Here is a 26,909-nt window from a genome sequence, read left to right as displayed (position 1 = left end):
CCGAGCGTGACGTTGTTATCGAAAGCGACCTGGGCGGTCTCATTGACTGACATGGACATGGAATTGCCCTCACGAAAAAGGTTGTGACCGATTTCGAAGGGCTAGGCGGGGCAGATCCCCGGGCCGCTCTATCGTTTAACGCCCGCGATCGGCGACGCCATCCAGCGCTGGGCCTGGGGCGCACCCGAAGGCGGCTAGGCCAGGACTTAATTTGGGGGTTTTTGGACGGATCCCCCGAACCGTCGCGCAATCAATCTCATACCCCGACTCGCGCGTCAACCGGGGTTTCTGTGATCACGCAGCCTTCTGCGATCGCCCTGCAGCGACGGCATCGATGAGGCGCTGGCGTCGCGCCAGGGCACCCGGATCCCTGCGATCGAGCGCTGCCATGTGCTCGGGATCGCTGTTGAGCTTGTCGAGCTCGCTCTGCGCTTCAGCAGGCGTGACGCCGAAGCGACCGCGGCCGCCCGTCATCAACGTGTCCTCGGCCATCCCTTCGCCCAGCTTGGCGAGCAGGTCGAGAGCGCGATCGGCACCGAGACCATTGCGCAACCCCTGCATATCGGCCTTGCTGAAGCCGAGATGCCGCGCCGCGCTGTTGACGTGAGAGAGCTTTTCGTTCGCGCCGGCACCCCATTCTTTGACCTTGGCCGACGCCAGGTCATCCTGCTTTTTGCTCTCGGCCGCCGCCTCATCGAGCTGCGCCTGGATGAAGTCCGAGACCAGCCCTTCGAAGGCGCCCTTTGGCGCGCCATGCTTGAGCGCGCTTTCGCGGAGAGCACCGATCAGGGGCTCATTGAGCTGGATCCCATCGGGCGCCTTGATCTCATAGCCATCGATATTTTCGGGGACGCCGATCGCTCGTGCGAACGCGGCCCGATCTTCATCGCTGGCATCCTCTCCCGGAACCTTCACCCGCCCGCTGTCGCGAACCGCCTTTATGTTGTCGCGCAGCGCCTTCACAACGCCGTCCATATCCTTGAACCCGGCGGATTTAATCCAGTCCCGGTTCGACGGATTATCGCCCTCGGCACCCTGCGCGGAGAGAAGGCCATAGAATTCCGGATCCACCGCGTCGCCACCGCCGGCACCAGCGTCACCGCCGCCTTGATCGCCGCCCTGATCGCCACCGCCCTGGTCTCCGCCGGCACCGCCACCCAGCAGATCGTCAGCCGCACCCGTATCGCCGCCGTCGCCGTCAATATTCATCGTCGATCTCCATGATTTGCTGGACCTGTGCCTCGTCCAGGTTGAGGTAGCCTTTGATGCGCAGCCACACATCGCGGCGCCCCTCGCGCCGCGCCATGATCAGCGCATTGTCGTGGAAGGTGGATTTGTCTGCGAAGCAGTATCCGGCCAGGTCGGCGAGCACGCGCTGCGCGGTCCGACCGATCTGGCCCTGCTCCGACTTGAACAGACGCTTGAAGGCGCGCGAGATCATCACCGATCGCCAGCGCATCTTGTTCAATAAGGCGTGGCGATCGCTCATATGGCCTCCGCGATCTGGTTGCCCTTGGCGATGTCCTGATACGCAGACGCCACCGTGGCGAGCTGGTCGACGCCGGCGGCGACAGCTTCGTCCTCTGCGCGCTTCTTGCGCACAGCCGCGATCTCATCCCTCGAACGCAGCCAGCTCGGTCGTACGCCCAGCACGTCCGCAACACCTGTCGCGGCTTCATCGGTGTTGATGACGTCGAACACCGACGGATCGGACTGCGCCATCGGGGTGAGCGTTTCGATCAGGCGCGTCAGCCCCGCCGCCTCCTGCGACCGCGCCATCCGATTGAGCGGGTTGTCATATTCGATCATCGGATATGCGCCCGCTTCGGTCACTTCAGGCGGGAAGGGTTCGATCTGCCCCGCCATCATCGACAGCTCGAGGTCGCGTTGCGTCATCGGGTTCTGCTTTTCGGTCTCGTACCGGCCCGCATAGGGCGCGACGAGCACACCTTGCTTGGCCGCGATCTCGAGCACGGCCTGGGCCGAGCGCTGGACCTTTTCGTCCGTGAGCAGCTTGAAATAGTCCTCGAGGAACGCTGTGCGCACGACCTGGCGATCCTGCTCGATCATTTCCATGCCGATCGGCAGATTGCCGTCCCCGCCAGGCATGCGCGCGACCAACACACGCCCGCTTTCGTCGACGAGCCCGGGATTGGCGCCGCCCGGTCGTGTGACGATCGAGGTGATCCCGTCGTCATCGTAAAAGGCGAGCGCGGGATCCGCCTGTTTGTGCGCCGCGCGCAGGATCGTTCGCTTCATGGTGTTGAGACCGCGGATCGACGGCAGCACCTTGACCGCGGGCGAACGGCCATATTTGTCGCATGGGCCCGTCACGTGCCGCGATGTCGCGATCGGCATTGAGCGAAACCCCTTGCGGCGTAGGACCATCTTTTCGTCGACCGCGATCGTGATGCTGTCGACGGGCATACCGCGGCGATCCATAGCGCCTGGCTGCAGGTCCCCATTGGGGCAGACGATGTGCAGCAGCTGGAACCGCTCATTGAGCTTGTTGCCGTCAAACGCCTTGCGCATCTTGGGCGTCAGCGCATCGCGCCCGAATTCCTGCTCGATCTGGCGAACATCGCGCTCATATTTGCGCTGCACCGTGTCGACCATGCCGGCATAGTCTTCGTCGATATAGCATTCGGACAGGTGCAGCGCCTTGTAGAACAGGCCGACGCCCGGCCGTACGCCAGTCCAGATCAGCCCGGTGCCGTATTTACCCAGCTGTCGGAAATCGGCGCCAGCCTGCGTTTCGAACCCGGTGTGCCCCGCATAGCGGATCGCATACAGCCGATCGGCGGTGCGCTCGCACCAGCGACGAACCGACATTTGCTTGTTGAGATTTTCGTCTGCGAACTTCAGCCGGATATACTGGGTCGCACGGGGGACCGTGATCGACGCCATCGCCGCCTGGAAGCGCTCGAGGCCCTCGCTCGCCGTTACATCGAAATTGCGTTCGCTGCGCACGCCATCGGTCTTGCCGCCGCCGAACGCGCCCTGGCCTTCGGGATCGACCCGCTCATCGATCTCGCGCCAGGTGCTCTCATAGGGCGCACGCTCGCCAGCCAGCCGTTCGTGATTGCGCAGATGCGCCTTCACCAGATCATCGTCCTGCAGCTTGTCGTCCGCCATTTTGAAATCCCCATTCATGGAGGGGCGCGCCGAAGCGCGCCCGCTCCGGTCAGAAAACGATGTCGTCGGTCAGCTTGACGCGCTGCCCCGCCGCGACATTCACGGGATCCGACCGCATCCGCCGCGCGGCCAGCTTGCCGTCGAGCAGCAGCGCGTAGCCCGCCACCTGGTAGCCAGCACCCTCGTGCGGCGCCGTGATCTCGACGGGCTCGGTGAGCATCAGCCCCTGCAGGCGCAGGTTCCAGACATTGCCCGTGACGTTGATCGGCATGCTGCCTGGCACTTCCCGGCCATTGCCATCGACCAGGACGATCTCGACGTCCTCGGCATCGCCGATCGCATCGCGCAGCTGCTCGGGTTCGAGCGCGTCATCGGCCTTGATCTCCGGAAACTTGCGCGGCTTGGGGCTGGCCGGCTTTTTCGACACCGACTTGGGCGCTTCCTTCGATACCTTCTCCGCAGCATCGGCGCGCGCGTTCGCAGCCTCGAGTTGCGAACGGAGATCGACGATCTCCTCGCCCTTGGTGGCAAGTTCGGCTTCCGTGGCCGCCACGCGCTCGGCGAGCAGCACGGCGCCATCCTTATCGAGGCCGTCCCTGAACTGCTCTTCGAGCGATTTTTCCTGTGTTCCTTCGGTCATCATGGATCCTTTCAACTGCCGAGGGTGAGCTTGCCACCGGTCAGGGCGGCCTCGGCGCCCCCCGAACCGGTAAGGATGTCGGCTGCGCCGCCCTTGCGCCGCCGCAGATCGTCGTCGGCCGCCTGTTGGGCGGCGGCGTCGTCGCGCGTGACGCTGGGCAGCGGAGCGGGGGGCTTGCCCGGGGTGGAGATGATCCCCAATCCCTTCAGCACGCCGCCAAGGGCCTTTCCGAGTGGTTTCAACAGAGCCATTTCAACCTCCTAGTTCGTTGTAATCGCCGTCGATCCGTACCGATGTCTTCCGCCTGGGCTTGCCGCGGATGTCGGAGATCACGTGCTCGCCCTCGAGCGCGGCATATTGCTCGGCGTCCGCGACGTGCGTGTAGATCGTGTTCTGGATCTCGAGATGACCGCGCGTCTCGCCCGTGCCGATCTCTGCCTTCTGGTAGCGATAGCCGCCGACATGCGCCTTGATCAGATGCTTGCAGCCCGGATCGACCGCATAGCCGTCGCGGCGGTCCTGCGCCTGCCAGATCGCCTCGTTGCGAAGCCCCTGGCGGTTCGACTTCGCGCGGTGGACCTTGAGCCCGAGCGCCTTCTGGAAGGCCAGCAGCCAGTCCTGCTCATTATCCTCGCGATCGCTCGCCGCGAACGCCGCCGGATCAGCGACCACGCGGATCTGGTGCGGCTCGATGTCGGGGAACTTGTCGGCCAGCATCTGCTTAACGCGCTTGCCGAACGCAGTCGGGCCGACCTTGAGCAGCGATTTGCCGCCCTTCGCGATGTTGACCACCTCGGCGAGCGTCCGCATCTGGTTGAGCTCATCGCGCTGCAGCGCTACCGCGGCCGCAAATAGGCCCTGGTCGACGCCGAGGATCAGCTTGCGCCGGCGATCCCATTCGAGCGAACGCACATGCTCGGTATAGGCGAAGCCCGCATTGACCGGCTGCCCGTGCTGCAGTGGCACCGGCTTGTTGTCGACCATCCGGTCGACATAGCCGGGCTTGTGCTTGTTCGACGCTACCTGCAGCACATAGTAACCGCGGCCACCGGGCAGGTTGTGCAGGTTCTCCGCATTGTGCGCACGGCCGCCAGGCTGAACGAATGCCTCGATCAGCTCGCGGCCGTTGAGCGCCTCGGCGAGATCCGCCGCGTCCTCCTCACTGAGCCCGTCGAGATCGCGATCGAGCAGCAGCCGATAAACGTGGTTGTCGATATCGGGCATGTTGAGCGAGAGGATGATCTGCGGATCCACGACCAGCGCTGGATCGAGATCGGAGAAGCGGCCGATACGACCCGTCAGGAACGACACGAGATCCTCAGGCTGGAGATCCGCCTCATCGACGATCACCGCGTTTACTTCCCAGCCGCGGCAGGCCTCTTCGACCGACTGATCGCCGATGGCGCGGAATTCGAATTCGATATCGAGTATGTCGATCGGACGCCCGCCGCGGACATTGCCCTCGCGGCGCAGAACCTTGCGAAAACTGTGCGTATAGGGCGCTTTCCAGCTGAAATTGCCCTCGCTTTCGGGGACGATGTTGAACCAGCTCTTGAGCGTCGTCGACTGCAGGCTGGGATAGCTTTCGCGGATGACGCCGATGCGCGCCTTGCGCCAGGTGACGCCGCGATCGTCGCGGATGCCGCGCTGCATTGCGCCGACGCGGATGCCCTTCTGCAGCGCCGCCATCGTCTTGCCCGATCCCACCGGGCCGATGATGCCGCAGATGAACGCGCGCGAGCGCATGAACCCATCGGCGATCGGGCCTGGCGATACCAGCCTACGCGGCTTGATCGGCGCTTGCATCATGCCTCGTCTGCCTCATCACCATCGACAGGCAGGAAATCCGCCTCGAGGATGTCGCCCATTTCTTCGCGGGTATGCGTCACGCCCTCGATCATCAGATCCGCGACGCCGTTGAAGGACAGATCGACCGCAACGGGTTTCTTGCTCTCGAGATACGGCAGCAACCCTTCCGCGCATCGGATCCGAAGCGATTGAGCCGCTTCGTACGACAGACGCTCGATCACGATGTTCGGCGTGCCATCCTTGCGAAAGCTATGAACTTTGCGCTGGCGCGAGGCCTCGATCAGCACTTCCGCCGGCGTCGCCTGGATCTGCATCATCGTGATCGCGGGATGCTGTCCAAAGCCGAGGATGTATCGCGCGAAATCATCGGTTCGCTTGTTTCTAGCTCCCGGCGGCCGCCCACGCTTGCGCTCGCGCGCCAGGCGCAGCACCGACATATTCCCCGCTTGGGGGCCCATCTCCTCGCGAGCCTCGATCATTTCTTCGGGCGACACTGGATCGAGCATGTCGAGCTGCTCGGCTTCGCGCGCCTGGTCCGCCAGCAGCGACTTCGCGCTCGCGACGACGTCCGCAACGATTTTTGCATCGCCATTGTCAGCCGTTGACATGCCGCGACCCCGCCCATAGCGTCGTTAGTTCCACGTTCGAAATCGACGGCGAACCGAGATCCCTAGCCCCGAGCCCCAAATCCGACGGTCTACGCGTTTCGCGCGCTGAGCCTTCGCCGGGGGTGGCTACCCGCGCCCCGTGCCCCATGGCGTCCGCCACCATTTCGCGGCCGTCCCCGGCAACCGCATGGCATGCAGGTCGAGGGGGTGAGCGAAGCTCGACCGAAATCCAGAAAATCGGCTGCGCTAGCGGGCAGCGGATCTCGGCGCCGGCGAAGGGGGGCCTGCCCCCCTTCGATGCCGCGATCGCGCCCAGGTCGACAGCGCGCAGCCTGAGAAGCTTCCGACCAGCGCCAGAAATCGACGCATTTCCAAGGCGTTGCGCCTCGCATTCTGACGCTGCCATTCTGACGGCATGTTGCGCACCCCCGGAGAGGCGCAGAAAACCGCCATTCTCTCCCGTCAGTCCGCGCTCGCCGGCCTCGCCCTGGTCGAGGAGCTCGAGCGCGCCGATCGGCGCGGCCGACGCGCACCAGGCCGAAAGTTTTTCCAGCGCAGCGGCTTCAAATGACCGCAGATCGGCACCCGTCGATGCCGAGAGCGCATATCCACCCACTATTTTATTCGAAATGGCAGAAATCTGCGGTTTCAGGCAGGCGAGGCGGGCCGATGTTCCCAGCGCTTGAGTGTGGGAACGCGATTGGGAACGCGATTGGGAACGTCCAACGCACTGAATATCAATGATATAATCAAATGTTCCCAATGTTCCCAAGAAATGATGATAGTCGCTAATGCGTGCGCGAGTGCGCATACGCGAAATCGCGTGCGCGCGTGGACGTTGGGAACATGGGAACATTTGCCGATAGTGGCGGGATTTCAATGGGTTGGACGTTCCCAACCCGCGTTCCCAACCGCGTTCCCAATTTGACCTTGGGAACATCCCCCCGAGCCCGAGGGCAGCGAACAGCATGGCCCGCCCGTCCTGATTGATATCAGCGGGCACGGGCGCCGGCAAAACAAAAAAATAAGACGAACGAAAGACGTCGATAGACGATCTCTCGATGCGGGAAGATGATGCAGAGCACCGGCGCACCGCTCCACGACCGCTCCGCGATCGCGAAGCTGCCGGCGCAGCGCCTATGGGCAAACAGGTCGAGGCGGCGAGCGCAGCGCTCATGCGTCGGGCTCCTCGATCGCCTGGTCGGAGAACACCGCCAGCGGCACGAGCGTCGCCCATTCGCCACGCCCGCCGATCCGCACCTTGACGCGCTTGTGTGCGCCCTGGACGCGACCGAGCGCCTGGCTCCACACGCCGCCCTTCCAGCGCATATCGCGCAGCATCCCGTCCAGCCCGCGATGGCTATTGGCCACGGCGACATAGAGCGCGCGCTCCACATCCTGTTTGGCGCCGGCGGGCCCGGGACCGCCAGTGTGCCGCTTCACCGCCTTGCCGTCGTCCAGATTGGCCGCAACGACCAGCATGCCGCTCATCTCGAGACGGCGCTGCGCCTTGCCGCAGGCGCTGTCCTGCTCGCCCACCAGCATTGGCACGGCGATCAGCGTCTTTTCGATCCACATGGCCACGCTCTCGGGCTCATCGCCCCCACGGCCCTGCAGCTGCGACGTGGCGATATAGCGGGCGCAGAGCTCGCCCTCGCCAGTGTCGTCGGCCTTTTCGGCCAGGTGCCGCGCGTCGAGCTTGCGTGCCCAGATCTCGGCTTCTTCGTCGCTTGGCTCGTGATCGTAGAGCAGGCAGTCCGCGCAGGCGAGCAGCGTGCCGAACTGATCCTTCATGCGGGCGTCGTGGCCGTAATGGCCCAGCCAATCCTGGTAGATATCGATCGTGCGCGCGAGGCGGTGCCATTGGTCGACCATGCGCCGGCGGATCGCGCGGCCGAGCTGGCCCAACGCACGCGGATCCAGCTTCGGCTCGACATCGCTATCCTCGAAGGGATTGAGCTCGAGCATCGCCATGCGGCTGCGATCCTGCGGGCTCAGTGGCGGCACCAGGATCGAGGAGAACAGGAACGACGATCGCGCTATGAAGTCATGCGGGTTGTGATCGGATCCGCCGCGTCCCATCTTCGCGCCCGAGCTCGCATAACGCGCCAACTGGATGATCGCCTGTTGCTTGCGATCGTCGGCATCGGCCTCGAGCTCATCGAGCGCCACCGGCAGCGTGCGCTTGCCGAGCAGCTGGCGGATATAGGCTTCCGTCGCGCTCGCCGCCTCGATCAGGCCGGCATCGCCGCCCATCAGCGACTTGATCAACGTCTGCAGCGCGGACTTGCCAGTGCCGCGTCCACCTGTCACCCAGGCCGCCGGGCGCCATTTGAGCGCGCCGCAGATCGGGGCCGCCGCGATCCACCCCAGCAGCAGCCGCGCGTCGATATCGCGCCGTTCCCAGCGCCAGGTGGCGATGAGCGCCTCGAGCTGCTCGAACTCGCTTGGATCGGCAGGCGTCACCGCCGGGCGCGGGAGCTTGCGGCCTGCAGGATAGACCAGGTCGGCTATCTTGCCGGGCTCGTGCCACTGATGCCCTTCGTCGGCGCCGGCGATCCAGATCTTGTCGCCACAGTGCAGGATCAGATTGCCGTCGTCGTCGCGCCAGGCGCCTTCGCCGCGCACCTTGCCCTCCGCCGACCAGATCCCAAGCCGCGCGCACGCCAGGCGCAATGACCTGGCCGCGATCTCGGGCTTCCATCCGGTGATGATGAAATCACCGTTGATGTCTTTTTTGTTCGAATAGCGGGGCCAGATCTTGTCGACCTGCGCGACCTTGCGGCCGAACAGCGCCTCGATATTGCCCTTCTCAAGTTCTTTCGCTTTCAACTCGCGAAGTTGCTTCAGCTCATCGAGAAAGAAATACATGCCATTACACGTGCCCAGCGGGATCACAGGGCAATCGTCCGGCAGTCCATAGAGCCCATCGTCGGGATCCCGACCGCCTGATTGCGGTTCCTCGGGCTCGGGTGCGCCGTCAAAGCGCGGATCATCCGCCGGCGGCGCCTCGCCGCGCGCGAACGGAACCACTGTCGCCCCGTCGACCAGGGCGGCCAGCTGCTCGAGCCCTTTCTTGGGTGTCTTGCCGCGAGATGCCATTACCAGAGGCCCGGCACCAGGATCGCGATCGCGAGCCAGAGGATCTTGCAGGCGACATGCAAGGCCTGATCAGCATTGAAACTTATCTTGCCGGTGCACTTGGCGTCATCGATCAACCCATGCGCAATGGCCTCCGCCAATCCCAGCCACGGATTGAGCAGGATCAGGGCGACGAAGCCGCCATGAATGACAGAATGCGAGATCAGCGGCTGATAGAACGGCACTCCCGGAATAGGCTTGGCCCGGTTCTTCGCGGCCGCCATGAAATCGCCCTGCCAAGCATAGTCGGCCAAGGCGTGCGCAACCAGCAGCGCAAACAAGAGCTCGATACAATTCACGCCGCCATCTCCCCCACATCGCCGGCGCCGCGCAGGATGTCGTTCGCATCCTTCACGTCCGCGGGCATCCTGATCATTGCCACTTCGCGGCCCAGCTCCTGGTGCTTCACGATCCCAGCGTTGGTCGACGCTTCGGCCTTGCTGCCCGGTGCGTCATTCTCGCCGATGATGACGAGGCGCCCCATCTGCTCGGGCAGCACCAGGCCGCCTAGGTTCGAGACGGAGATCGAAGCGATCACCCGCAGCGTCGGCCGCGCGCAAGCAACCGAAAGGCCGTTTTCGATCCCTTCTGCGCTGTAAATGTCGGTCCCGGGCGCAATCCGCATCAGCGTCTCGCGACATTCACCCTTCCACAGCGGGATATGGCCGCCGGCATAGGTGCCGAGCACCTTTTTGGGCGCCTCGAGCGGCGCCTTCACCCAGTCACCGCGCTCCTCAACGAGCCAGGTACGGTGCGTCGCCACATGCTGGCCGTTGAGAACGACGCGCGCGATCAACGCGGCCAGGTCGCATCCGGCCTCGGTGCACCAGACTGCAGGATGGAACGCCAGCGCCTTGGGCACATATTGCTGCCCATGGATCTCAAGGCACGAAAGATCGATGCCGCGCCCGGCTAGATACCATTCCGCCGGCGTGTCGACGATCGGCACCGCGCGCGGATCCATGAACAGCGCCACGGCCTTGCGCCGCATCTTTTCCGCTTCGCGCAGCGCCTGCTCGCTCGCGCTCTTCTGGCGTCGCTGGATCCGCGCGGTTTCGGTCGCAAAGCGCTCGGGATCCAGATTGTCCATCCCGAGCACCGAGCGCGCATGCGCTATCGCACGGCCCTTGTCGCCGCCATATTTGACCTGAGCGATCAGGTCGAGGATATCGCCCGAATAACCGCGCATGCCTGGCGACGCCGCAAAATCCCACCATTTGCCTTGGTACGTGCCGGCCACATAGATGCACAGCGACTGCCCGGGGCCGTTGGCGAAGTCACCGACGCGCCAGCGCGTCTTGCCCTCATATTTGCCATTGGGCAGCAATTGCGTCGCCCAGCTGTCGGCCTGGTCGTTCAATCGCGCGCAGATCTCGCGCACTTCGGCGAGCGCCACCGCGCGCTGCTCGGCAGTTGGGGCGGCCCTGGTCAATGGACCGCCCCCTGCACGCGGCGCGATCCTCGATCCGCACGGGAATGCCCGATGACATTCCGCTGGGGGCCTCGCGAGCCGTACCAGACGCCGCTCTCATGTATGACGGGAGCCGCGATCATTCCGCGGCCTCGAAGGAAACTGGCGCGGGCGTGCCTGGGAGCATGTCGCCCGCGCCGAGGTTGTCCGATGCTGGGCAAATGGGGGCGCCATGGCAAGGCGTTGGTGCATCGGAGGTTCGGGAAAATACCGGGCAGAGCAGCAGGTCGAGCTGGCGCTGCAGCTGCTCGGCATCATAGCGCGAGATACGCAGGCAACGCCCGTCGCCGAACACGAGCAGATCGTGCGACCCGTCACCATTGCGTGCCAGCGCGGCGCCCGTGAACGCTTCGGCTTCGATCGGGATGATTGGGGGCGGCGCGCCAAGAGGAAAAACAAGCACACCGCCCCCGCGACCCTCCGGGCTCGGCTCGCTGCCCACACGAGCCCGGAAGCCATCAGGAATGTTGGAAAGAAAGCCGAGGTCGCTCATTGGCTCGCGGCCTCGCGCGCCTTGAGCCGATCGAGGATCTCGCGGATCGAATAATCGCCTTTGGCAGTGCCTGGCTGCACGTCTCCAGCGACCGCGGGAAGCCGCGCGCTGCGCAGTTTCTTGCGCTGCGCCGCGGCCTTGCGGTTGCGCTGGACGATTGCACTGCGCGCGAGTGTTGCGTCGCGAAGCGCCTTATGTGTCGCGCCCTTCATACTTGGCTGCCCAACAAAATCATTTGGGCACCAGATTGGTTAACGCTCTGGCAAGCCCGCGTGGCGCACACCCGCAAATGTGGGGAAAAACAGGGTTGTAGTGATCGGCGAACACACCGGCAGACTGCTCGCGCGTTTCCTTGACTTGTAGGAAATGGACGAGAACAAGATGGGAACATTCCTACGAGTTCAAAGGGGAGTAGAGTATTGTGAGAGAGACGACGGCCTATGTCGGCGCGGTTCCGCGCGTGAGCACGATGGACGGCATGGTGCACGTCACCAACGCCGATGGTGGCCGCCCCGCGATCATGCCCCGCTGGGTCGCGCTGGCTTACGCCCGGGCACTTTTCGCCAGCGTCGCCGATCTCGAAGATCAGGAACGCGCGAGCGATCCGATCCCCTTGCCAATCCGTAAGCGCGGATAAGAGCGCGCTCACGCGGCTTTCCTTCCCGCATCCGTCAACCGAAAGCGGACGGCCTTCTTGCCGTTTACGTCGATGTATTCCGCCAGCCCAGCATCGATCAGCGCTCGCGCGGTCGAAGGCATGAACGGCGCGTGTTCACCTTGAGCCAGGTAGATGCGCCCACCACCCTTAACCCGCGCGACAGCTGCATCACCGCCTCGTTCGCTCATCCACTTGAGCGCCTGCTTGTGCGCCGATGTCAGCGCGATCACGCGGCTTTCCTTTGCGCGCGCAGGTCGGGGAGCTCATAGAAATCGTTGGGTTGCACCTCGCCTTCGGTGAAGACGTAGATCCGGACCATGGTTGCATCGTCAGGAGTGCGAAGACCCTTCTCATAGCGCGCCACGGTCGACAGCACGCAATCGATCCCGTCAGCAACCAGCTGCTGCGTCAGGCCCTTCGACCTCCTCCATTCCAGCAGTTTCAAAACGGCGCACCCCGACGAGGAAGGAAATTTCCAAAATGGCTATCCTAAGTCGTGGCGTTGTGGCAATACGCCAATATGGCAAGTGGCCAAATTGTCTATATTCGGCGGGTGGCAAACGAGAACGACACACCCAACCGAATTCGTGAACTGCGAGAAGCCATTGGCATGTCGCAGGCCGAACTCGCGCGCCTGGCGAACGTTACTCCCTCCGCCTTGAACAAGGTGGAGCTCGGTTCGCGCGGCCTCGATCAGGATTGGATGCGCCGTCTTGCGCCGCACCTTGGCGTTGCGCCTGCAGATCTTCTGCCCCGAACCGATAACCCGGATGTTCTCACGGAAGAGGAGCGGCGGCTAATCGAAGGATTTCGACGCGCAGATCAGCGTGGCCAACGAGATTTCCAGCGCGTAGCGGAAAGCCTTCTGGGGTACCGAGGGGAAAAGGACGAGAAGGCCGCTTAGTCGCCGGAAACGGCCAAAACGATATGGCCGATGAGCCGCAATCCAGCGAATGCCCCCAGTCCGACCAGCGCCCCGACGCCGCCGTCCTGTTGTAGCCCGATCCCAAATATGAAGCATGCCGCGACGGCTATCCACGGCCCTTCAATCGTCGCAGCTAGGCCCGCGAGCGCACCGCCAACCCAGATTGCAAATGGCGCCAACGCGACCCACAGCGATGCAAGCGCAAACTCTCGATCGCCGACCACGAGTCCGAGCGCAAGCCATGCGGGAACCCACAGAAAAATGCCCGCCACAATACGACCTATCCACGGGTCGCGGCGCCACCACGGACGGCCGTATTTCTTGCCCATTGCCCCCTCCGAAAGGAGAGAATAACATGCGACGGCTGCCCCAAAAGTGACAGTTTGCCAATTTGGTGATATCCATTTTGGAAATTTACTATTGACGGCATAGCCAAAATGGAAATATCCATTGCCCCGTTCACAATGAACGGAGGCACCATTGACCGTCCTTACGCATTCGCGCTTCATCGGCTCTGCAGCCGTACGGATGCGCCAAGAACAGTGCGGCATCGACTATATCGGCCGTCGCCTTGGCCGAGATCGCAGCACCCCCGAAACTGTCGTGCGCCTGGTGCGCGAGCTCATTCGCGATCACGGCTTTCCGCCGCCGCTCGGCTATCGCCGCTGGCGCGGCAAGCTCGTGCAGGGGGCCGACGCTGTCACGCCCAGGAGTGTCTGGCGCCGCGATGCGGTTGATTGCTTCTTCGAGGATGACGGCACCCCGCCGGCGTTAATCGCGAAGATCGACCAGGCGGACCTTGCCGCACAGCACGACGCACTCGCCGCCAACGCTGCGAGCCTGGTCGCATGAACGACAACCACGTCGCAGCGCGCGACGGCGGCTTGCTCCGCTTTGAAGGCGCCGAGGGCACAGGGCCCGTCTGGATCAACCCGCTGCAGGTCTTCGCCATCCGGCGCGATCGCGCAGACGAACAGCGCAGCATCGTTGCGAGCTCCGATCGGCATGAGATTGTTGCTGCGCCCGCCGAGCAGGTCGCGGCCGCGATCGGCGCCGAACTCGATCCCATAACCGTCGAGATCAGCGGACCCGACGGCGACCCGGTGCCCGGCGTATGATCCCACACTTCCCCACGCGGTACACGCCCGACTGCCACAATCTTGGCAATCCTGTGCCCCGTGAGCGCATGGCCCCCTTCACTACAGAGATGAACGGCCAGCCCTTGCTCGTGTTCGAGGTGGACGGCATCAGCGTGATCACGATCGTTGCCGATGAGGCAGACCCGCTGAGCGGCCGCATCGGCATCCTCATGTTTGATACCGGTCGGCAGTCCGCCCTGGTCCACACCCTCCATCCCGACAGTGCGCGGTCGATCGGCCAAAGCCTCATCGCTCAGGCGGACGAGATAGAGGCGAGCGCGAAAGCCGCCACCGACGCCGTTCTCGCGCGCGCAGCCCGAAAGGATCGCACATGAACCGCCCCGGCGACTGGGACCTGGTCGACGACACCCCACTCGTGCGCGCCATTCGCGCGCGCCGGAAGCAGATCGACAACTGGATGATGACAGTCGCGGTCCTTGTCGTGCTCTGCATCAATGTCCGTGCGCTTTGGGTGATCGTCCCGCGCGAGTTCGCGGGGCTGTTCCAGTGATACGCTATACCGATCGGGCGCTGGCAGGCCGCCCTGGCCGCACGGGATCCGAGACCCTCCGTGCACACGAAGGCCTAATCGCCAGTCTGCCCCCATATTCCCCGCCGCGCAGGCGTGCCGCCGATAGCGACGAAATCATGTCGGCCTGGCACTGGCGCCGCAGCGAGCTGCAGATTGTCCGCGATCACTATCCATCCCGCGGGATGCATGGCGTTCATCGCCTGCTGCCCCACCGGTCCCCCAGCGCAATCAAGGCCCGGGCGCACATGCTCGGCGTCAAGTCGGAGAAGCGCGCATGAGCAACCAGCAGGAACAGGATCTCTTCGGCGCCGTGCCGCAAGCGCCACAGAAGGACGGCGCCGGCCTTTTCGTCTCGCGTGGCCCCGCGATCGCGACCGCCTTTGGCGATGACGAGGTCGCGGTCCTGCACGGGCCCGGGCTCTCGGCAATCATCCAGGAGCGACTGAGCCAGATCTCGCGCCTGGGCTACAGCCTCGAGACTGATATCGCGCGCGGCCCCGCGCACCTGGCCGAACAGGCGCGACGCTTCCTCGGCTATGCGATCGACCAGCTGCAGCCAGGCGAACGCCAATGCCTCGAGGCCGCGCGCAAGAACCTCATTCGCGCCGGCGCCATGGCGATCGCGGCGCTCGACACATTTCCAGACAGCATCGGTGCGAGCAGCGCGCCGATCGGGGGCGGCACACACTCCGGTTGTTCACCCGCCGCCCCCGTTCCCATCACGGAGATCCCGGCGAAGAGCGCCGAGATCGACGCCGGCGGCGATCCCAATGCCGTCGCCGGCGTCGCATCGGATGATCTGATTTTCGACGACCCCGACTTCGAAGGGAACCCCAATGTCAATGACTGACCAGGAGCGCGAAGTCATGCGCGCGGAGTTTGCTGAGCGTGACAAGGCCGCGCTCGCCCTGATCGAGCAGTACCTCGAGGCCGATAGCACGCTCATCACGCACAAGCGCTGCGGCGGCTTTGTCGAGGAACATGTATTCACCGAGATCCGCGAAGGCATGCTCTGCGGCTTTCCGACCAGCGATACGATGCGGCTGCATGTAAGCACCCATGGTTCCGCGATCGACATTTGCCCATCGAGCGTGACGCACGTCGATCGCTGTCCCGTCGAGGCGCTGCACATGATCGCCAAGCCCGGCACGGTCGACGATTTCTTTGATTTCATCACTGAAGCTGAGCGTGTCGAAACCCATCAGATGCGGGACGAGGTTTTTCACCGCATTCGTTCGATCGTCCGCGACGTCACCCGCCAGCTCGGCGATGGCAAACACGCCGCGCCCCACGTCGAGCTGAGCGAAGCCCTCTCGATGCTCGACGATATCGCCGAGGCCGAGGCCGACATGCGGAAAGCCATTCTGCCGGAGCAGGCAGCATGACGGTCGCCGCGGTCGACAAACTCCCGGATGCGCGCAACCCCGACGTGCCGCTCAAGATCCGCCCCGGGCTCAATTGCTGCCGGCACCACAAGCTCGCTGCAGGCGACTATTTCTGCGTCCGCACCGCCAACCATGCCGGCGCCTGCAAGCTCCGCCCTGTCGAACAGATCCACCTGGACGACACGCCGATCGATTTCGACGACGGCGGAGCGGCGGCATGAAGGCGCTTACCATCTGGCAGCCATGGGCGTCGCTCATCGTCGCCGGCGCGAAGCCCTACGAGTTTCGTGGTTGGCGCGCTCCACGCGTCATCGTCGGCGAGCGGATTGTGATCCATGCGGCGGCGCGAGCCATGAAGCCAGGCGAGATTGCTGGGATCCTTCACGCACTGCGCGGTAGCGACCAGGAGCGCGCGGCAACATGCCTCCATGCCGACAAGGCGGAAGGGATCCTGCGCGGTGCCATCTGCGAGGGATTGCCACTGGCAGCGGGGCTGGGAACCGCCGTGATTGGCGAAGCCAGAAACGGCTACGACATAGCCGCTGAATTTGGCCTTGCCCGCGTCAATGACAGCGATCGCGACGCGCACGCCAACTGGGGCTGGCCAATGCTCGAGATCGAACAATGGCCCACGCCGATCGAGATACGCGGCGCTCAGGGCTTTTGGAATTGGCCCGACGCCGCAAGCGCAGCCGCTCAGTTTTAACCAGGGAGAAGAACATGACCGTTGAAAATGTCGCCGCCGACCAGCTGCGCCTGTTCATCGAGCGCATCGAGCGCCTCGAGGAAGAGAAGGACGGCATCGCGGGCGATATCAAGGACGTCTACGGCGAGGCCAAATCCAACGGCTACGACGTCAAGACCATGCGCACCATCGTCCGCCTCCGCAAGCTCGAGGCGCATCACCGCGCCGAGGCCGAGGCACTCCTCGACACCTACAAAGCCGCACTCGGGCTCGATTGATGCCCAACGCCCATCTCAGGCGGCGCGAGGGGCTCAAGGCGGCGTATCACCGCCTGAGCACCCAGAAACAGTGGGCGCTCGAGCACCTGCACTTCGCTGTCCCGATCCACCAGACGCAATTGCAGTGGAAAATGGTTCGCGTGTCGACGCTTCGCGGCCTCGCGCATGACGGCTTGGCACGGCAAACTTTCCTTTTCGAGCAAGGCAGCACGGTGCCGATCCCCTTCTGGAACCTCACCCAGACCGGAGAGGCCATGCAACGCGCGAGGGACGGCGCATGAAAAACAAGCTCACCGATCTCAACAACCACCTGTTCATGCAGCTCGAACGCCTTTCCGACGAAGAGCTCGGGCCGGAACAGATCGAAACAGAAGTCAAGCGCGCCGATGCCATTGTTGCGGTCGCAGACCAGATCGCACGCGGCTTTGACCTTCGCTTGCGCGCCGCCAAAATCGTCGCCGATCATGGCGATCGCTTCAAATCGCACCTCGGCATGATCGAGGATCAATCATCGTGAAGGGACGGCCGATCCCCTACAGCGACGCGGAACTCGCGTGGATCGAGGCGCGGCACCTCCTGCCTCGCGCTGAGCTACACAGCACGTTCTGCACGACGTTCGGCCGCGATGATGTAACCGTCGACAGTATCAAGCAGCTATGCCTGCGCAGGGGATGGAAAACGGGCCGCACTGGCTGCTTTGCCCCGGGCATCCCGCCTGCCAACAAGGGCAAGAAGATGCCCTACAACCCGAACAGCGCCCGGACGCAGTTCAAGAAGGGCAATCTCCCCCACAATACCCGGTGGTTGGGCCATGAACGCGTATCGAAGGACGGCTATGTTGAAATAAGCATCGCCGAGACGAACCCGCACACCGGCTTCGGGCGCCGGTACGTACTCAAGCACAAGTGGCTTTGGGAGCTGGCGAACGGGCCGCTGGCTGAGAAGCTCGCCCTGAAATGCCTCGACGGCAACAAGCAAAACACTGACCCGGAAAATTGGGAGCCTGTGCCGCGCGCCATGCTCCCCCGCCTTAATGGTCGCTTCGGACGCGACTACGAAAGCGCAGCGCCGGAGATCAAGCCCACCATCATGGCGATCGCCAAGCTCGAGCATCGCGCGCGGACAGCAAAGCGAAAATCATCATGAACGGACCCAACTTCAACTTCGACCTGATGACGCCCGACGCGCCGCATCCGCTCGACGCATCGATGCAGCTGCGCCTGTCGATCCGCCCGCCCTGGTCGATCGAGATGGCCGAGATCCAGCGCGCGGTCGACGAGGAACTCGCAAACCGGCGCGCCGCCTATCCCGGTTTCGTGCGCCGACGCTCGATGTCGCAGGAGGAAGCCGATCGGCACCTGCAGCTGCTCGAGGCCTGCGCCGAGGATCTGCGCGGCAATCACCGTTTCGACGGGCCCAGCTGGCACGAGAAGGTCGCCGAGCTGCGCCGCGAGATCATGCTGCGCCGGCGGCTCTATCCCAAGCGCATCGCCGATCGCCGCCTCGCCGAGGATCTCGCGCGCCGCCAGATTGAGGGCCTCGAGGCCGCGCACTGGCAGTTCTGGATCAACCTGGTTGGATGGACACGCCTGGGCGCCGGCGAGACACTCTCCGAGCGCCTACAGCCCGTCCGCGAACAGGCCCTGCAGGTCGACCTATGGGAGCGCGCTGCCCGCGCCGCCGACAATCCCGCCGCGCGCCCGCTCTCAAAGTTCATCACCCCGCCCGATTGGAAGGAAGCCGCATGACCTGGAAGCCCGATATCTTTATCTATCACTCGCCCTGCGATGACGGCTTTGGTGCCGCCTGGGAGGTGCATCAATGCTGGGGCAGCGAAGTCGAATATTGGCCAGCAACCTATGGCAAATCGGCACCCGACGTTGCCGGCAAAAACGTGCTCATCGGCGACTTCAGCTACAAGCGGACCGTGCTCGACCAGCTCGCGCAGAGCGCCGCCAGCATCATCATCCTCGATCACCATAAGACCGCTGCGGAGGATCTCGCTCCTTTCAATCTTGGCTGGGCGGGCGATTTCCCGTTTTGTCATCGCGATGTTCCCGACGTGCTACGGGATCTCCATTCCCTCGATCGCCCGCCTGTCGCCGCGTTATTCGACATGGATCAATCCGGCGCACGCCTGGTCTGGGAGTTTTGCCACCCGGGACTGCCGGCCCCAGACCTGATCCGGTACGTCGAGGATCGGGATCTTTGGCGCTTCGCACTGCCCGAAACCAAGGCTTTCAGCCTCTACCTGCGCGCGCACCCCTACGATTTCGATACCTGGACACGCCTTGCGACCCAGCTCGCCGACGATGATCAGCGGAGTGCCGTGATGCTGCAGGCGACCGCGATCGAGGCCTTCTACAAACAGAAGACGGCCGAGATGGTCACAACGGCGCAGTTCAAGCCGATCAACGGCATCACGGTACCCGTGGTCAATTGTTCCTGGGCGTTCGCCAGCGACGTCGCGCATGAACTCCTCGAGCGTTATCCCGACGCACCCTTTGCCGCCTGCTATTATGATCGCGCCGACGGCAGCCGCACCTATAGCCTGCGCTCGCTCGATGACCGGCAGGATGTGTCGGCGATCGCCAAACGCTATGGCGGCGGCGGTCATCGCAACGCCGCTGGCTTCGAGGTGCCGGCGCCATGAGCGATACCCGCATCGTATACAGCGCCAAGGGCACTTGGTGGGACAGTATTGACAAGGTCGGGCGCACAGTGCCCGGACCGAGTGGTCACAGCCTTCCTTGTTGCCCTCACTGCGGCTCAATGCTGTTCGAGATGGAAAGCGAGCAACCGTGGTGGGAGGGCGCTCAGCGATATGAAGACGCAGGTCACCCCGGATACGTCGAGATGACGAAATGGGGCCGCGGACGGTGCTTCCCCAACATGGCCGCCCTCGAATCCGCTTATGCTGCCTACCAGGAAAACTTGACCCCGCCCGAGGGCGAAGCCTAGCTTCGCCCGCTTGGTTTTCGACGGAACCGCAACATGGCCAAACTACCCGGTACGCCCCAATATCTGGACGCCAAGCGGCTCGCCAATGGCGGATATGCCTATTACTGGAACCCGTCGCCAGCGCTTCGCCGCGCAGGATGGAAGGGCCAGAAACTCGGCAAGGATCTCTCCGCCGCGATCAAGGCGGCCGAGAAGCTCAACGAGCAGATCGAGAGCTGGAAACTCGGTGGCGCCAAGCCGAAAAAGGTGAAGGCGCATCACAACCAGCGCACCATGTGCGCTTTGATCGACGCCTACAAAAAGGCGCGGTTCAAGCCCGTGAAGGAAGGCGGCCTGGCCGACAGCACTCAGCGCGAATATGCGTCCAAGTTTCGCACGCTGATGCGATGGACCGCGCGTGACGGCAGGGAAGGGGCGCTCTCCATCCTCGCGATCGACCGCAAGGCCGTGCTCGCGCTTCGCGATGCCCTGATGACGCCGATCAAGGACGGCGAGCGTGCCGGCGAGGTCCGCCACCATATGGCGCATGCTACGCTCCGCGTGCTGCGGACGCTGCTCGACTGGGCAAAGAAGGAGGAATGGATCGCAGAGAACCCTGCGGTTGCCTTCGAGCTGTCGCAGCCGGCGCCGCGCGACCAGATCTGGTGGCCGGTCACGCGCGACGCTATGGAGGCCCAGGCCGAGAAGGAAGGCGCGCCCAGCCTGGCGCTCACGATCGCGCTCGCACCGTTCCTGAGCCAGCGCCAGGGCGACATGCTCAAGTTCCAGCTCCGGCAATATGCCGAGATCCCCGCGTTCAAGATGGACAAGGAGGTCTTCGAGGCGCTCGCCGGCATGAACGACGCCGGCAACGTCATGGGCATCAGCCTTCGCCAGGGGAAGACGAGCCGCTGGGTCGAGGTGCCGATCGTCGGCAAGCTCCGCGATCGCGTCGAGGCCGAGATCGCCAAGCGCAAACAGGCAGGCGTGACGACGCTGTTCATCGACGATCGCAACAGCCTGCCGTGGGACCGCAAGAACGGCCAGACCTATTTCCAGCGCCGCTTCCTCGAGGTGAAGCGCGCCGCGATCGCCGTGCGCCCCGACATCGCGGCCGAACTCGACGAGCTCGAATTCCGCGACTACCGCCGCACGGGCGTCGTCATGCTCGGCGAAATGGGCATCGCCGATCACCTGATCGCTGCGATCACCGGTCACACGCTGGACGAAACCAAGGAAATCCTCGAAACCTACATGCCCCGCACCACAGGCATGGCCGCCCGCGCGATCGCGCTCAGCCAGGCGCGCAGTGCAAAGGCCGAAGAGAAGAAGGAAAAGCAGGGTTGAACGCGATCGCGCGTGAAATCGCGGAGATCCTTGCCGCCATTCGCGAAGACGGTCACGAGCCGTTGCGGATCTATCTTCGCCCCGAGCTTTTAGACGAGATGTCACGCGACAGACTTCCCGAGCGATCAGCCACGCGGAAAACCTTTATGGGCGTGCCGGTCACGAGATGCATGCTAGGCCAACGCGATCGCGTAATCAGCACGAGCGGCAACGCGTGGGAAATTGCGGGCGGCCGCGATGGGCCTTAATGTCATCGTCACCAAGCTCGGCGCCGGCTTCGACGAGCACCCCGACTGGGACGACACAAGATATTCCGTCGATCGCGAGCTCTGGGATATCATGAAAATCGCGACCGGCGAATATCACCAGGTCGAGCTCGCACCCGGCTTCGTCGAAGACTGGTACTGGCGCCCGACCGACTTCACAGCATTCCGCGCGGCCGCGGCCGAAACCTCCTATCCGGAACGCATGTTGCACCTGGCAGACATACTCGAGCAGGATTGCGACTACTGGATTTATATGTCTAACTAGCTTGCCGAACGAGATCGGCGCAGCTATCAAACCGGCACCCCGTCAGAATTCTGACGAAACGACCGTCAGAATGCCGAAGGGGTCGGCCGAGAAATCTTAGGATTTACAAGGCGTTGCGGGTGTAGCTCAATGGTAGAGCAGAAGCCTTCCAAGCTTACGACGAGGGTTCGATTCCCTTCACCCGCTCCAGCTTTTTCCACAGCGACAATTTGCGACACTTTTCCGCCCGGCTGACATATTCGCGCGACAGACGTTGCGCATAAGTCACAGCATCGGTGGGCAACGGGCCCGCAAGTGTGGAGTAACCTGACCATGAAAAAGATGATTGCGGCGACCAGCCTTGGCGCCCTGTTGCTCGCGGGCGGCATCGCGATCGCGCAGCCGGGCGGCGACGCTCACCCGGCTGGCATGCACCGTGGCGGTGGCATGCATGGCGCTGACGCCAATAATGACGGCACCGTCACCCGCGCCGAACTGACCGCGCAGCTCGACCAGCGTTTTGCAAAGCTCGACACCAATGGTGACGGCCAGATCACCCAGGCCGAGCGCGATGCGCAGCACAAGGCGCGTGCGGATGAGCGCTTCAAGGCGCTGGACACCGATGGCAACGGCCAGGTGAGCCGCGCCGAATTCGATGCCGCGCATGAAAAGCGCCAGACGTCTCGCGGTGAGAAGATGGGCGAACGCGGCGAGGGCAAGCGCTGGCATCGCGGCGGGCATCGCGGTGGCCCCGGCATGGGCGACATGATGGATGCCAACAAGGATGGCACCGTGACCAAGGCCGAGTTCCAGTCGCGCGCGCTGGCAATGTTTGACGGCGCCGACGCCAACAAGGACGGCCAGGTGACCAAGCAGGAACGTGAGGCGGCGCATGCCGCTCTGAAGGCCAGGCGCACTGAAGCGAAATAAGTCTCATCCCCGGGGCCGCGGGCGGATTTGCATCCTGTCTGCGGCTTCGCCATGACAGGTTCGACCGACGCATGACCGACCGACCGCACCTTCTTCTCGTCGACGACGAGCGCTCGATCCGCGAGCCGCTTGCCGCCTATCTGCAGAAGAGCGGGTTTCGCGTGACTGCGGTGGGCGACGCCGCAGCGGCACGGCAGCGGCTCGCAGGCTATGCGATAGACCTTGTCGTGCTCGACATCATGATGCCCGGCGAGGACGGTCTGAGCCTGTGCCGCCATATCCGCGAGACCGGTGAGATCCCCGTCATCCTGCTTACCGCCAGGAGCGAGGAGACCGACCGGATCGTCGGGCTCGAAATGGGCGCTGACGATTATGTGCTCAAGCCATTTTCCCCGCGTGAACTCATTGCACGGATCAAGGTGATCCTGCGCCGCGCGGGCAATGGCGGATCGCGCCAGTCGGCGCCCGAGAGCAGCAGCTACGCCTTTGCGGACTGGGTGTTGAAGGCGGGCGAACGCATCCTCGTCGACCGCGAAGGGGTCACCGTTCCGCTTTCCACGGGCGAATACAACCTGTTGCTTGCGCTGGTCACACGTCCCAACCATGTGCTGAGCCGCGATCAGTTGCTCGACATCACCCAGGGACGCGAGGCCAATGCCTTTGATCGCGCGATCGATAATCAGGTCAGCCGTCTGCGCCGCAAGATCGAACTCGATCCCAGGAACCCGGCGCTGATCAAGACGGTGTGGGGGGGCGGCTATACGCTAGCCGCCGAAGTAACGCGTCTGTGACGCGGTTCTGGCCCAAAAGCCTTTCGGGGCAGATCGCGCTCCTGATGGCGATCGCGCTGCTGGTCGCGCAGGCAATCAATTTCGGGCTGATGCTGCGAGAGCGCGAACGGCTGATTCTGACGCAGGTGAGCGCTCCTACAATCTCGCGTCTGATCGACGCGGTCGAGCGCGATCGCGCTGGCCAGCCGCTTGAGCGGCGCTTTCACCATCTGCCGCCATCGCGCGGGATTCGACTGACCGAACAGAGCGTGATCCGCCCCGATATGCGGCCGCGTCGCGACATCGTCGAGCGCGCCAGCGCGGCCTTCGCCGAACTCGAGATTCCGGTCCTCCGGATTGAGGCGGCTGAGGGCGAGATCCATCGTATCGACAGGTTCGGGCGCATGGTGCACGCGCGGCGCGCGATGATGGGCGATGATCGCGGCCCGCGTCCCACGCTTGTCGTCGCGGCGCAGGTCGGGCCGCAGCGCTGGATCAGTGCCACCGCAAAGCTGCCCTATCGCGATCATCGCGTCGTCTTCTGGCTGATCGCGCAGACGCTGATCCTCTATGCAGTGATGCTTGTTCCCGTGATCTGGATCGGGCGGCGTATCGCCCGGCCGCTCCGGGAACTCACGGGTGCGGTGGAATCCTTTCGCAGCGCCGAAGGCGGCGTCACCGTACCAGAAAGCGGCCCCGGCGACGTCCGGCGGCTGATCGCCGCCTATAACGGCATGCGAAAGCGCATCGCGGGCATGCTCGACGAGAAGGACCGTATGCTCGGGGCAATCGGTCACGATCTCCGGACCCCGCTCGCCTCGCTGCGTGTCCGCGTCGAGGGGATAGAGGATGAGGGGGAGCGCGATCGCGCTGCCGCCACGGTCGAAGAGATGAACCGCACGCTCGACGATATTCTCTCGCTCGCCCGTCTTGGACGTCCGAACGAGCCCGAGACGCGCGTCGATCTCGGCGCGCTGCTCGATTCTGTGGTCGATGACTTTCAGGCGCTGGGCGCTGATGTCACGCTCACAAATCCGCCGCGCACGACCGTTACGATCCGGCCTACGCTCATCACGCGCGCCGTGCGCAACCTGATCGACAATGCCGTCAAATATGGCGGCAGGGCCGTGGTGACCGTCGCGCCCGAGGATGACGGCGTCGTCACCATGATCGACGACGACGGCCCCGGCATCCCCGAAGAAAAGATCGAGACGATGTTCGAACCCTTCACCCGGCTCGAGGAATCGCGCAGCCGCGAGACGGGCGGCACGGGACTGGGCCTTGCGCTCGCACGCGCGATCGCGGACCAGCATGGCGGCCGCCTCACGCTCGCCAACCGCCCGGAGCGGGGCCTGCGCGCCCGGCTGTGGCTGCCGGTCTAGCGGGCAGGGCTCAATCGCCGGAAGACTTGCGCGCCTCGGCAATGGCCTCCTTGAGCGCCTCGTAGCCGACGGCGCCGTTAAGCACCTGATCGCCTACGACCCAGCTTGGCGTGCCGGAGAATCCAAGCGAACGCGCGATCGCGACATTGCTGTCGATCTCGCGTTGCACAGCTTCGGAACCGATCGACGCACGCACGGCCTGCGCATCGAGCCCGGCATCGCGCGACGCCTTTTCCACCGCAGCCGCGCTCGGTCGGCCCGATGCATACAGTGCGTCGTGGAAATGCTTGAACTTGCCCTGTTCGGCGGCCGCGAGGCTCACGCGCGCGGCCTTTTCGCTGTCTTCGCTCAGGATCGGGAGTTCGCGGAAGACGATCTTGAGGTTCTTGTCCTCCTTCAGCAGCCGCTCGATATCGGGCAGGCTGCGGCGGCAATAGCCGCAGGCATAATCGAAAAAGACGGCGAGCGTGGCATTGCCGTTGGGATTGCCCGCCCATGCCGACGCGAAGGGGGTCTCGATCGCCTTGCGGCTTGCGTCGACCGACTTGGCGACCTCGCGGCTCTGCAGCTTCTCGATCGCCTGCGGGATGATCTCGGGATGCGCGAGGATATAGTCGCGCACGACGGCCTCGATCTTCGCGCGCTCGGCGTCGCTCACCTGCGGGCCGGAAAGCGCACCCGTGGCGAGCGCGGTGCCGGCAGCACCCGCGAGAAACGCGGCAACAGCAATCATGATGGATTTTCCCTTGGACATAATCAGCGCCTGCGGCGTTCCTCTTGTACGGCGGCTTCCGCGACCATCGCGATATCCTGCGCGCGCAGCCAGTCAGGCGTGCCTTCCTGAATCCCCTGCATCGCCTGTCGCGCATTGGCAAGCGCCAGTTGCGCGCGCCCTTCGAGGTTGTACCGCTCCGCGGTCGCCAGCTGCGCGCGCGGCAGATCGCCTTCGCGCTCATAGACGACGCCCAGCTGGTACCAGGCAAAGGGGTTGTCGTTGTCGCGCGTGACCGCGGCGCGCAGCACGGTACGCGCTTCGTCGAAATTCTTCGGATCCTCGGTTGCGATCAGCGCATGGCCGAAAAGCGCCGCGATCAGCGGTTGCGAGCGCGTACGCTCCACCGCTTCGCGCAGCGCGGGCAGCGCCTCCTGGGGTTTGCCCGATTCGAGCAGGATCTGGCCCTTGAGTTCGAGATAATAGGGGTCGTGCGGATGCAGCGCGAGCAGCGAGTCGACCTCTTCCATCGCCTTTTGCGGATAGGCCGATTTGTGCCAGGCATAGGCGCGCGCATAGCGTGCGGGCTCGGCCTTGTTGCGTTCGGGGAAGTCGCGCAGCGTCGCCGCGGGTTCCGATGCGAATCCCTTGAGCTTGGCGCGCACGCGCTGAAAGCGCTCTTCCAGCCCCGCATCGGTCGGCTTGTCCCAGTTGGCCGACGCCTGATACTGATGCTCGAGCACCGAAAGCCGCTCGCCGCTTAGCGGGTGGGTGCGGCCATAGCTGTCGTCCTGCGGGATCGCGAGGCGATATTCGAGATTCTGGATGCGCTTGAAGAAGGCGAGCGAGCCCTTGCCGCTGATCCCCGCCTTTTCAAGATAGTCCACGCCCGCGGCGTCGGCCGAGGATTCCTGCGTGCGACTGAACGCGAGATATTTGCCGAGCGCGGCCTGCTGACCCGCTGCCATGATGCCCATCCCCGCTTCGCCCGCCCCCGCCGCGACCGCGGCGATGCCTGCGAGCAGGCTGAGCAATGTGATACCCGTCGCGGTCTTCATTCCCTCGGATGACCGGATGATGTGTCCGCCGACAATGTGGCCGAGTTCGTGTGCGATCACGCCCTGCACCTCATTGGCGTTGTCCGCCTGCATGATGGTGCCCGAATTCATGTATACGATCTGCCCGCCCGCGACGAAGGCGTTGATCGACGGGTCGCCGACCAGCACGACCTTGACGTTTCTGGGATCGAGCCCGGCCGCCTTGATCAGCGGCGCAGACATTTCCTCGAGCACCGCCTCGGTTTCGGCGTCGCGCAGGATCGACTGGGCCATCGCGGGCTGGACGACCAGCACGGCCGCCATGAGCAGCGCGACGGCGGCCCGGAAAATATGGGACAGGGAGCAGAACGGAACGGCCATG

40 protein-coding genes and 1 tRNA gene are annotated in these 26,909 nt (G+C 64.1%); 23 read left to right on the top strand and 18 right to left on the bottom strand.

The features are described from left to right. Positions 1-294 precede the first annotated feature (294 nt). From MKI88_RS15690 to MKI88_RS15630, 13 genes are all read right to left on the bottom strand, one after another. Complete coding sequence (locus MKI88_RS15690; protein ID WP_241632335.1) at positions 295-1,209, bottom strand: hypothetical protein; 915 nt, start codon at positions 1,207-1,209, stop codon at positions 295-297. Further along, a complete protein-coding gene (locus MKI88_RS15685) occupies positions 1,199-1,441 on the bottom strand; it encodes a hypothetical protein (protein ID WP_241632334.1) in 243 nt (80 codons plus the stop codon). Before MKI88_RS15685 ends, MKI88_RS15690 begins: the two co-directional genes overlap by 11 nt. 44 nt (positions 1,442-1,485) lie before the next feature. Then, positions 1,486-3,135, bottom strand: coding sequence for a portal protein (locus tag MKI88_RS15680; protein ID WP_241632333.1), 1,650 nt, complete (start codon positions 3,133-3,135; stop codon positions 1,486-1,488). Between the two features lie 49 nt (positions 3,136-3,184). Next, positions 3,185-3,778 (bottom strand): hypothetical protein, encoded by a 594-nt coding sequence (locus MKI88_RS15675; protein ID WP_241632332.1) that lies wholly within the window; start codon positions 3,776-3,778, stop codon positions 3,185-3,187. An 8-nt stretch (positions 3,779-3,786) separates the two neighbouring features. After that, positions 3,787-4,026, bottom strand: a complete 240-nt coding sequence (locus MKI88_RS15670) for a hypothetical protein (RefSeq protein ID WP_241632331.1) — start codon at positions 4,024-4,026, stop codon at positions 3,787-3,789. 1 nt (position 4,027) lies between these two features. After that, positions 4,028-5,584, bottom strand: coding sequence for a hypothetical protein (locus MKI88_RS15665; protein ID WP_241632330.1), 1,557 nt, complete (start codon positions 5,582-5,584; stop codon positions 4,028-4,030). After that, positions 5,581-6,192 carry a hypothetical protein gene (locus tag MKI88_RS15660; protein WP_241632329.1) on the bottom strand — a complete coding sequence of 204 codons (612 nt, stop codon included), beginning with the start codon at positions 6,190-6,192 and terminating at the stop codon, positions 5,581-5,583. The genes MKI88_RS15665 and MKI88_RS15660 overlap by 4 nt, the downstream gene beginning before the upstream one ends. Beyond that, positions 6,179-7,369 (bottom strand): hypothetical protein, encoded by a 1,191-nt coding sequence (locus tag MKI88_RS15655; protein WP_241632328.1) that lies wholly within the window; start codon positions 7,367-7,369, stop codon positions 6,179-6,181. The genes MKI88_RS15660 and MKI88_RS15655 overlap by 14 nt, the downstream gene beginning before the upstream one ends. Continuing rightward, entirely contained in the window at positions 7,366-9,294 is a 1,929-nt protein-coding gene (locus MKI88_RS15650; RefSeq protein ID WP_241632327.1) for a hypothetical protein, read from the bottom strand. The genes MKI88_RS15655 and MKI88_RS15650 overlap by 4 nt, the downstream gene beginning before the upstream one ends. Further along, a complete protein-coding gene (locus MKI88_RS15645) occupies positions 9,294-9,632 on the bottom strand; it encodes a DUF3307 domain-containing protein (protein WP_241632326.1) in 339 nt (112 codons plus the stop codon). Before MKI88_RS15645 ends, MKI88_RS15650 begins: the two co-directional genes overlap by 1 nt. Then, positions 9,629-10,765, bottom strand: a complete 1,137-nt coding sequence (locus MKI88_RS15640) for a toprim domain-containing protein (RefSeq protein ID WP_241632325.1) — start codon at positions 10,763-10,765, stop codon at positions 9,629-9,631. The genes MKI88_RS15645 and MKI88_RS15640 overlap by 4 nt, the downstream gene beginning before the upstream one ends. Positions 10,766-10,883: 118 nt before the next feature. Next, entirely contained in the window at positions 10,884-11,297 is a 414-nt protein-coding gene (locus tag MKI88_RS15635; protein ID WP_241632324.1) for a hypothetical protein, read from the bottom strand. Then, on the bottom strand, positions 11,294-11,509 hold the full coding sequence (locus MKI88_RS15630; RefSeq protein WP_241632323.1) for a hypothetical protein: 216 nt from the start codon (positions 11,507-11,509) through the stop codon (positions 11,294-11,296). Before MKI88_RS15630 ends, MKI88_RS15635 begins: the two co-directional genes overlap by 4 nt. 209 nt (positions 11,510-11,718) lie before the next feature. On the opposite strand from MKI88_RS15630, the gene MKI88_RS15625 reads away from it, so the two are divergent. After that, positions 11,719-11,934, top strand: a complete 216-nt coding sequence (locus MKI88_RS15625; protein WP_241632322.1) for a hypothetical protein — start codon at positions 11,719-11,721, stop codon at positions 11,932-11,934. Positions 11,935-11,942: 8 nt separating this feature from the next. On the opposite strand, the gene MKI88_RS15620 is transcribed toward MKI88_RS15625, so the two are convergent. Continuing rightward, positions 11,943-12,185, bottom strand: coding sequence for a hypothetical protein (locus MKI88_RS15620; RefSeq protein WP_241632321.1), 243 nt, complete (start codon positions 12,183-12,185; stop codon positions 11,943-11,945). Continuing rightward, complete coding sequence (locus MKI88_RS15615; RefSeq protein ID WP_241632320.1) at positions 12,182-12,400, bottom strand: helix-turn-helix domain-containing protein; 219 nt, start codon at positions 12,398-12,400, stop codon at positions 12,182-12,184. Before MKI88_RS15615 ends, MKI88_RS15620 begins: the two co-directional genes overlap by 4 nt. A gap of 51 nt (positions 12,401-12,451) precedes the next feature. Between MKI88_RS15615 and MKI88_RS15610 the strand changes: the two genes are divergently transcribed. After that, on the top strand, positions 12,452-12,859 hold the full coding sequence (locus MKI88_RS15610) for a helix-turn-helix domain-containing protein (protein ID WP_241632319.1): 408 nt from the start codon (positions 12,452-12,454) through the stop codon (positions 12,857-12,859). On the opposite strand, the gene MKI88_RS15605 is transcribed toward MKI88_RS15610, so the two are convergent. Beyond that, a complete protein-coding gene (locus tag MKI88_RS15605) occupies positions 12,856-13,209 on the bottom strand; it encodes a hypothetical protein (protein WP_241632318.1) in 354 nt (117 codons plus the stop codon). The two genes, MKI88_RS15610 and MKI88_RS15605, sit on opposite strands and share 4 nt — an antisense overlap. Before the next feature lie 151 nt (positions 13,210-13,360). Between MKI88_RS15605 and MKI88_RS15600 the strand changes: the two genes are divergently transcribed. The 21 genes from MKI88_RS15600 to MKI88_RS15500 all read left to right on the top strand — a co-directional run bounded on the left by MKI88_RS15600 (position 13,361) and on the right by MKI88_RS15500 (position 24,778). Next, positions 13,361-13,732, top strand: a complete 372-nt coding sequence (locus MKI88_RS15600) for a hypothetical protein (RefSeq protein WP_241632317.1) — start codon at positions 13,361-13,363, stop codon at positions 13,730-13,732. Next, entirely contained in the window at positions 13,729-13,998 is a 270-nt protein-coding gene (locus tag MKI88_RS15595; protein ID WP_241632316.1) for a hypothetical protein, read from the top strand. The genes MKI88_RS15600 and MKI88_RS15595 overlap by 4 nt, the downstream gene beginning before the upstream one ends. Positions 13,999-14,087: 89 nt before the next feature. After that, positions 14,088-14,354, top strand: coding sequence for a hypothetical protein (locus MKI88_RS15590; RefSeq protein ID WP_241632315.1), 267 nt, complete (start codon positions 14,088-14,090; stop codon positions 14,352-14,354). After that, on the top strand, positions 14,351-14,530 hold the full coding sequence (locus MKI88_RS15585; protein WP_241632314.1) for a hypothetical protein: 180 nt from the start codon (positions 14,351-14,353) through the stop codon (positions 14,528-14,530). The genes MKI88_RS15590 and MKI88_RS15585 overlap by 4 nt, the downstream gene beginning before the upstream one ends. A gap of 295 nt (positions 14,531-14,825) precedes the next feature. After that, complete coding sequence (locus MKI88_RS15580; RefSeq protein WP_241632313.1) at positions 14,826-15,401, top strand: hypothetical protein; 576 nt, start codon at positions 14,826-14,828, stop codon at positions 15,399-15,401. Then, positions 15,394-15,936 (top strand): hypothetical protein, encoded by a 543-nt coding sequence (locus tag MKI88_RS15575; RefSeq protein WP_241632312.1) that lies wholly within the window; start codon positions 15,394-15,396, stop codon positions 15,934-15,936. The genes MKI88_RS15580 and MKI88_RS15575 overlap by 8 nt, the downstream gene beginning before the upstream one ends. Continuing rightward, entirely contained in the window at positions 15,933-16,157 is a 225-nt protein-coding gene (locus MKI88_RS15570; protein ID WP_241632311.1) for a hypothetical protein, read from the top strand. Before MKI88_RS15575 ends, MKI88_RS15570 begins: the two co-directional genes overlap by 4 nt. Then, positions 16,154-16,642, top strand: a complete 489-nt coding sequence (locus MKI88_RS15565) for an ASCH domain-containing protein (protein WP_241632310.1) — start codon at positions 16,154-16,156, stop codon at positions 16,640-16,642. The genes MKI88_RS15570 and MKI88_RS15565 overlap by 4 nt, the downstream gene beginning before the upstream one ends. Before the next feature lie 14 nt (positions 16,643-16,656). After that, positions 16,657-16,899 carry a DUF2312 domain-containing protein gene (locus MKI88_RS15560; protein ID WP_241632309.1) on the top strand — a complete coding sequence of 81 codons (243 nt, stop codon included), beginning with the start codon at positions 16,657-16,659 and terminating at the stop codon, positions 16,897-16,899. Continuing rightward, a complete protein-coding gene (locus MKI88_RS15555; protein ID WP_241632308.1) occupies positions 16,899-17,180 on the top strand; it encodes a hypothetical protein in 282 nt (93 codons plus the stop codon). Before MKI88_RS15560 ends, MKI88_RS15555 begins: the two co-directional genes overlap by 1 nt. Next, on the top strand, positions 17,177-17,416 hold the full coding sequence (locus tag MKI88_RS15550; RefSeq protein WP_241632307.1) for a hypothetical protein: 240 nt from the start codon (positions 17,177-17,179) through the stop codon (positions 17,414-17,416). Before MKI88_RS15555 ends, MKI88_RS15550 begins: the two co-directional genes overlap by 4 nt. Next, a complete protein-coding gene (locus MKI88_RS15545; RefSeq protein WP_241632306.1) occupies positions 17,413-18,045 on the top strand; it encodes an HNH endonuclease in 633 nt (210 codons plus the stop codon). Before MKI88_RS15550 ends, MKI88_RS15545 begins: the two co-directional genes overlap by 4 nt. Next, positions 18,042-18,647 carry a hypothetical protein gene (locus MKI88_RS15540; RefSeq protein WP_241632305.1) on the top strand — a complete coding sequence of 202 codons (606 nt, stop codon included), beginning with the start codon at positions 18,042-18,044 and terminating at the stop codon, positions 18,645-18,647. The genes MKI88_RS15545 and MKI88_RS15540 overlap by 4 nt, the downstream gene beginning before the upstream one ends. Next, the gene (locus MKI88_RS15535) at positions 18,644-19,552 is read left to right on the top strand and encodes a hypothetical protein (protein ID WP_241632304.1); all 909 of its coding nucleotides are present in this window, start codon (positions 18,644-18,646) and stop codon (positions 19,550-19,552) included. Before MKI88_RS15540 ends, MKI88_RS15535 begins: the two co-directional genes overlap by 4 nt. A gap of 341 nt (positions 19,553-19,893) precedes the next feature. Beyond that, positions 19,894-21,186 (top strand): hypothetical protein, encoded by a 1,293-nt coding sequence (locus MKI88_RS15530; protein WP_241632303.1) that lies wholly within the window; start codon positions 19,894-19,896, stop codon positions 21,184-21,186. Beyond that, positions 21,183-21,434, top strand: a complete 252-nt coding sequence (locus MKI88_RS15525; RefSeq protein ID WP_241632302.1) for a hypothetical protein — start codon at positions 21,183-21,185, stop codon at positions 21,432-21,434. The genes MKI88_RS15530 and MKI88_RS15525 overlap by 4 nt, the downstream gene beginning before the upstream one ends. Next, positions 21,424-21,717 carry a hypothetical protein gene (locus MKI88_RS15520; protein ID WP_241632301.1) on the top strand — a complete coding sequence of 98 codons (294 nt, stop codon included), beginning with the start codon at positions 21,424-21,426 and terminating at the stop codon, positions 21,715-21,717. The genes MKI88_RS15525 and MKI88_RS15520 overlap by 11 nt, the downstream gene beginning before the upstream one ends. 115 nt (positions 21,718-21,832) lie before the next feature. Continuing rightward, positions 21,833-21,906: transfer RNA gene (locus tag MKI88_RS15515), tRNA-Gly, on the top strand. A 123-nt stretch (positions 21,907-22,029) separates the two neighbouring features. Then, positions 22,030-22,626 carry an EF-hand domain-containing protein gene (locus tag MKI88_RS15510; protein WP_241632300.1) on the top strand — a complete coding sequence of 199 codons (597 nt, stop codon included), beginning with the start codon at positions 22,030-22,032 and terminating at the stop codon, positions 22,624-22,626. A gap of 71 nt (positions 22,627-22,697) precedes the next feature. Then, positions 22,698-23,417 carry a response regulator gene (locus MKI88_RS15505; RefSeq protein WP_241632299.1) on the top strand — a complete coding sequence of 240 codons (720 nt, stop codon included), beginning with the start codon at positions 22,698-22,700 and terminating at the stop codon, positions 23,415-23,417. Next, positions 23,414-24,778 (top strand): cell wall metabolism sensor histidine kinase WalK, encoded by a 1,365-nt coding sequence (locus MKI88_RS15500; protein ID WP_241632298.1) that lies wholly within the window; start codon positions 23,414-23,416, stop codon positions 24,776-24,778. The genes MKI88_RS15505 and MKI88_RS15500 overlap by 4 nt, the downstream gene beginning before the upstream one ends. 10 nt (positions 24,779-24,788) lie before the next feature. On the opposite strand, the gene MKI88_RS15495 is transcribed toward MKI88_RS15500, so the two are convergent. Beyond that, the gene (locus MKI88_RS15495) at positions 24,789-25,511 is read right to left on the bottom strand and encodes a DsbA family protein (RefSeq protein ID WP_241632297.1); all 723 of its coding nucleotides are present in this window, start codon (positions 25,509-25,511) and stop codon (positions 24,789-24,791) included. A 23-nt stretch (positions 25,512-25,534) separates the two neighbouring features. Beyond that, entirely contained in the window at positions 25,535-26,908 is a 1,374-nt protein-coding gene (locus MKI88_RS15490; RefSeq protein WP_407073364.1) for a M48 family metalloprotease, read from the bottom strand. Position 26,909: the final 1 nt, after the last annotated feature.

Source organism: Sphingomonas sp. LaA6.9 (assembly GCF_022601895.1).
GTDB lineage: Bacteria > Pseudomonadota > Alphaproteobacteria > Sphingomonadales > Sphingomonadaceae > Sphingobium_A.
This window is presented reverse-complemented; position numbering and strand designations above follow the sequence as displayed.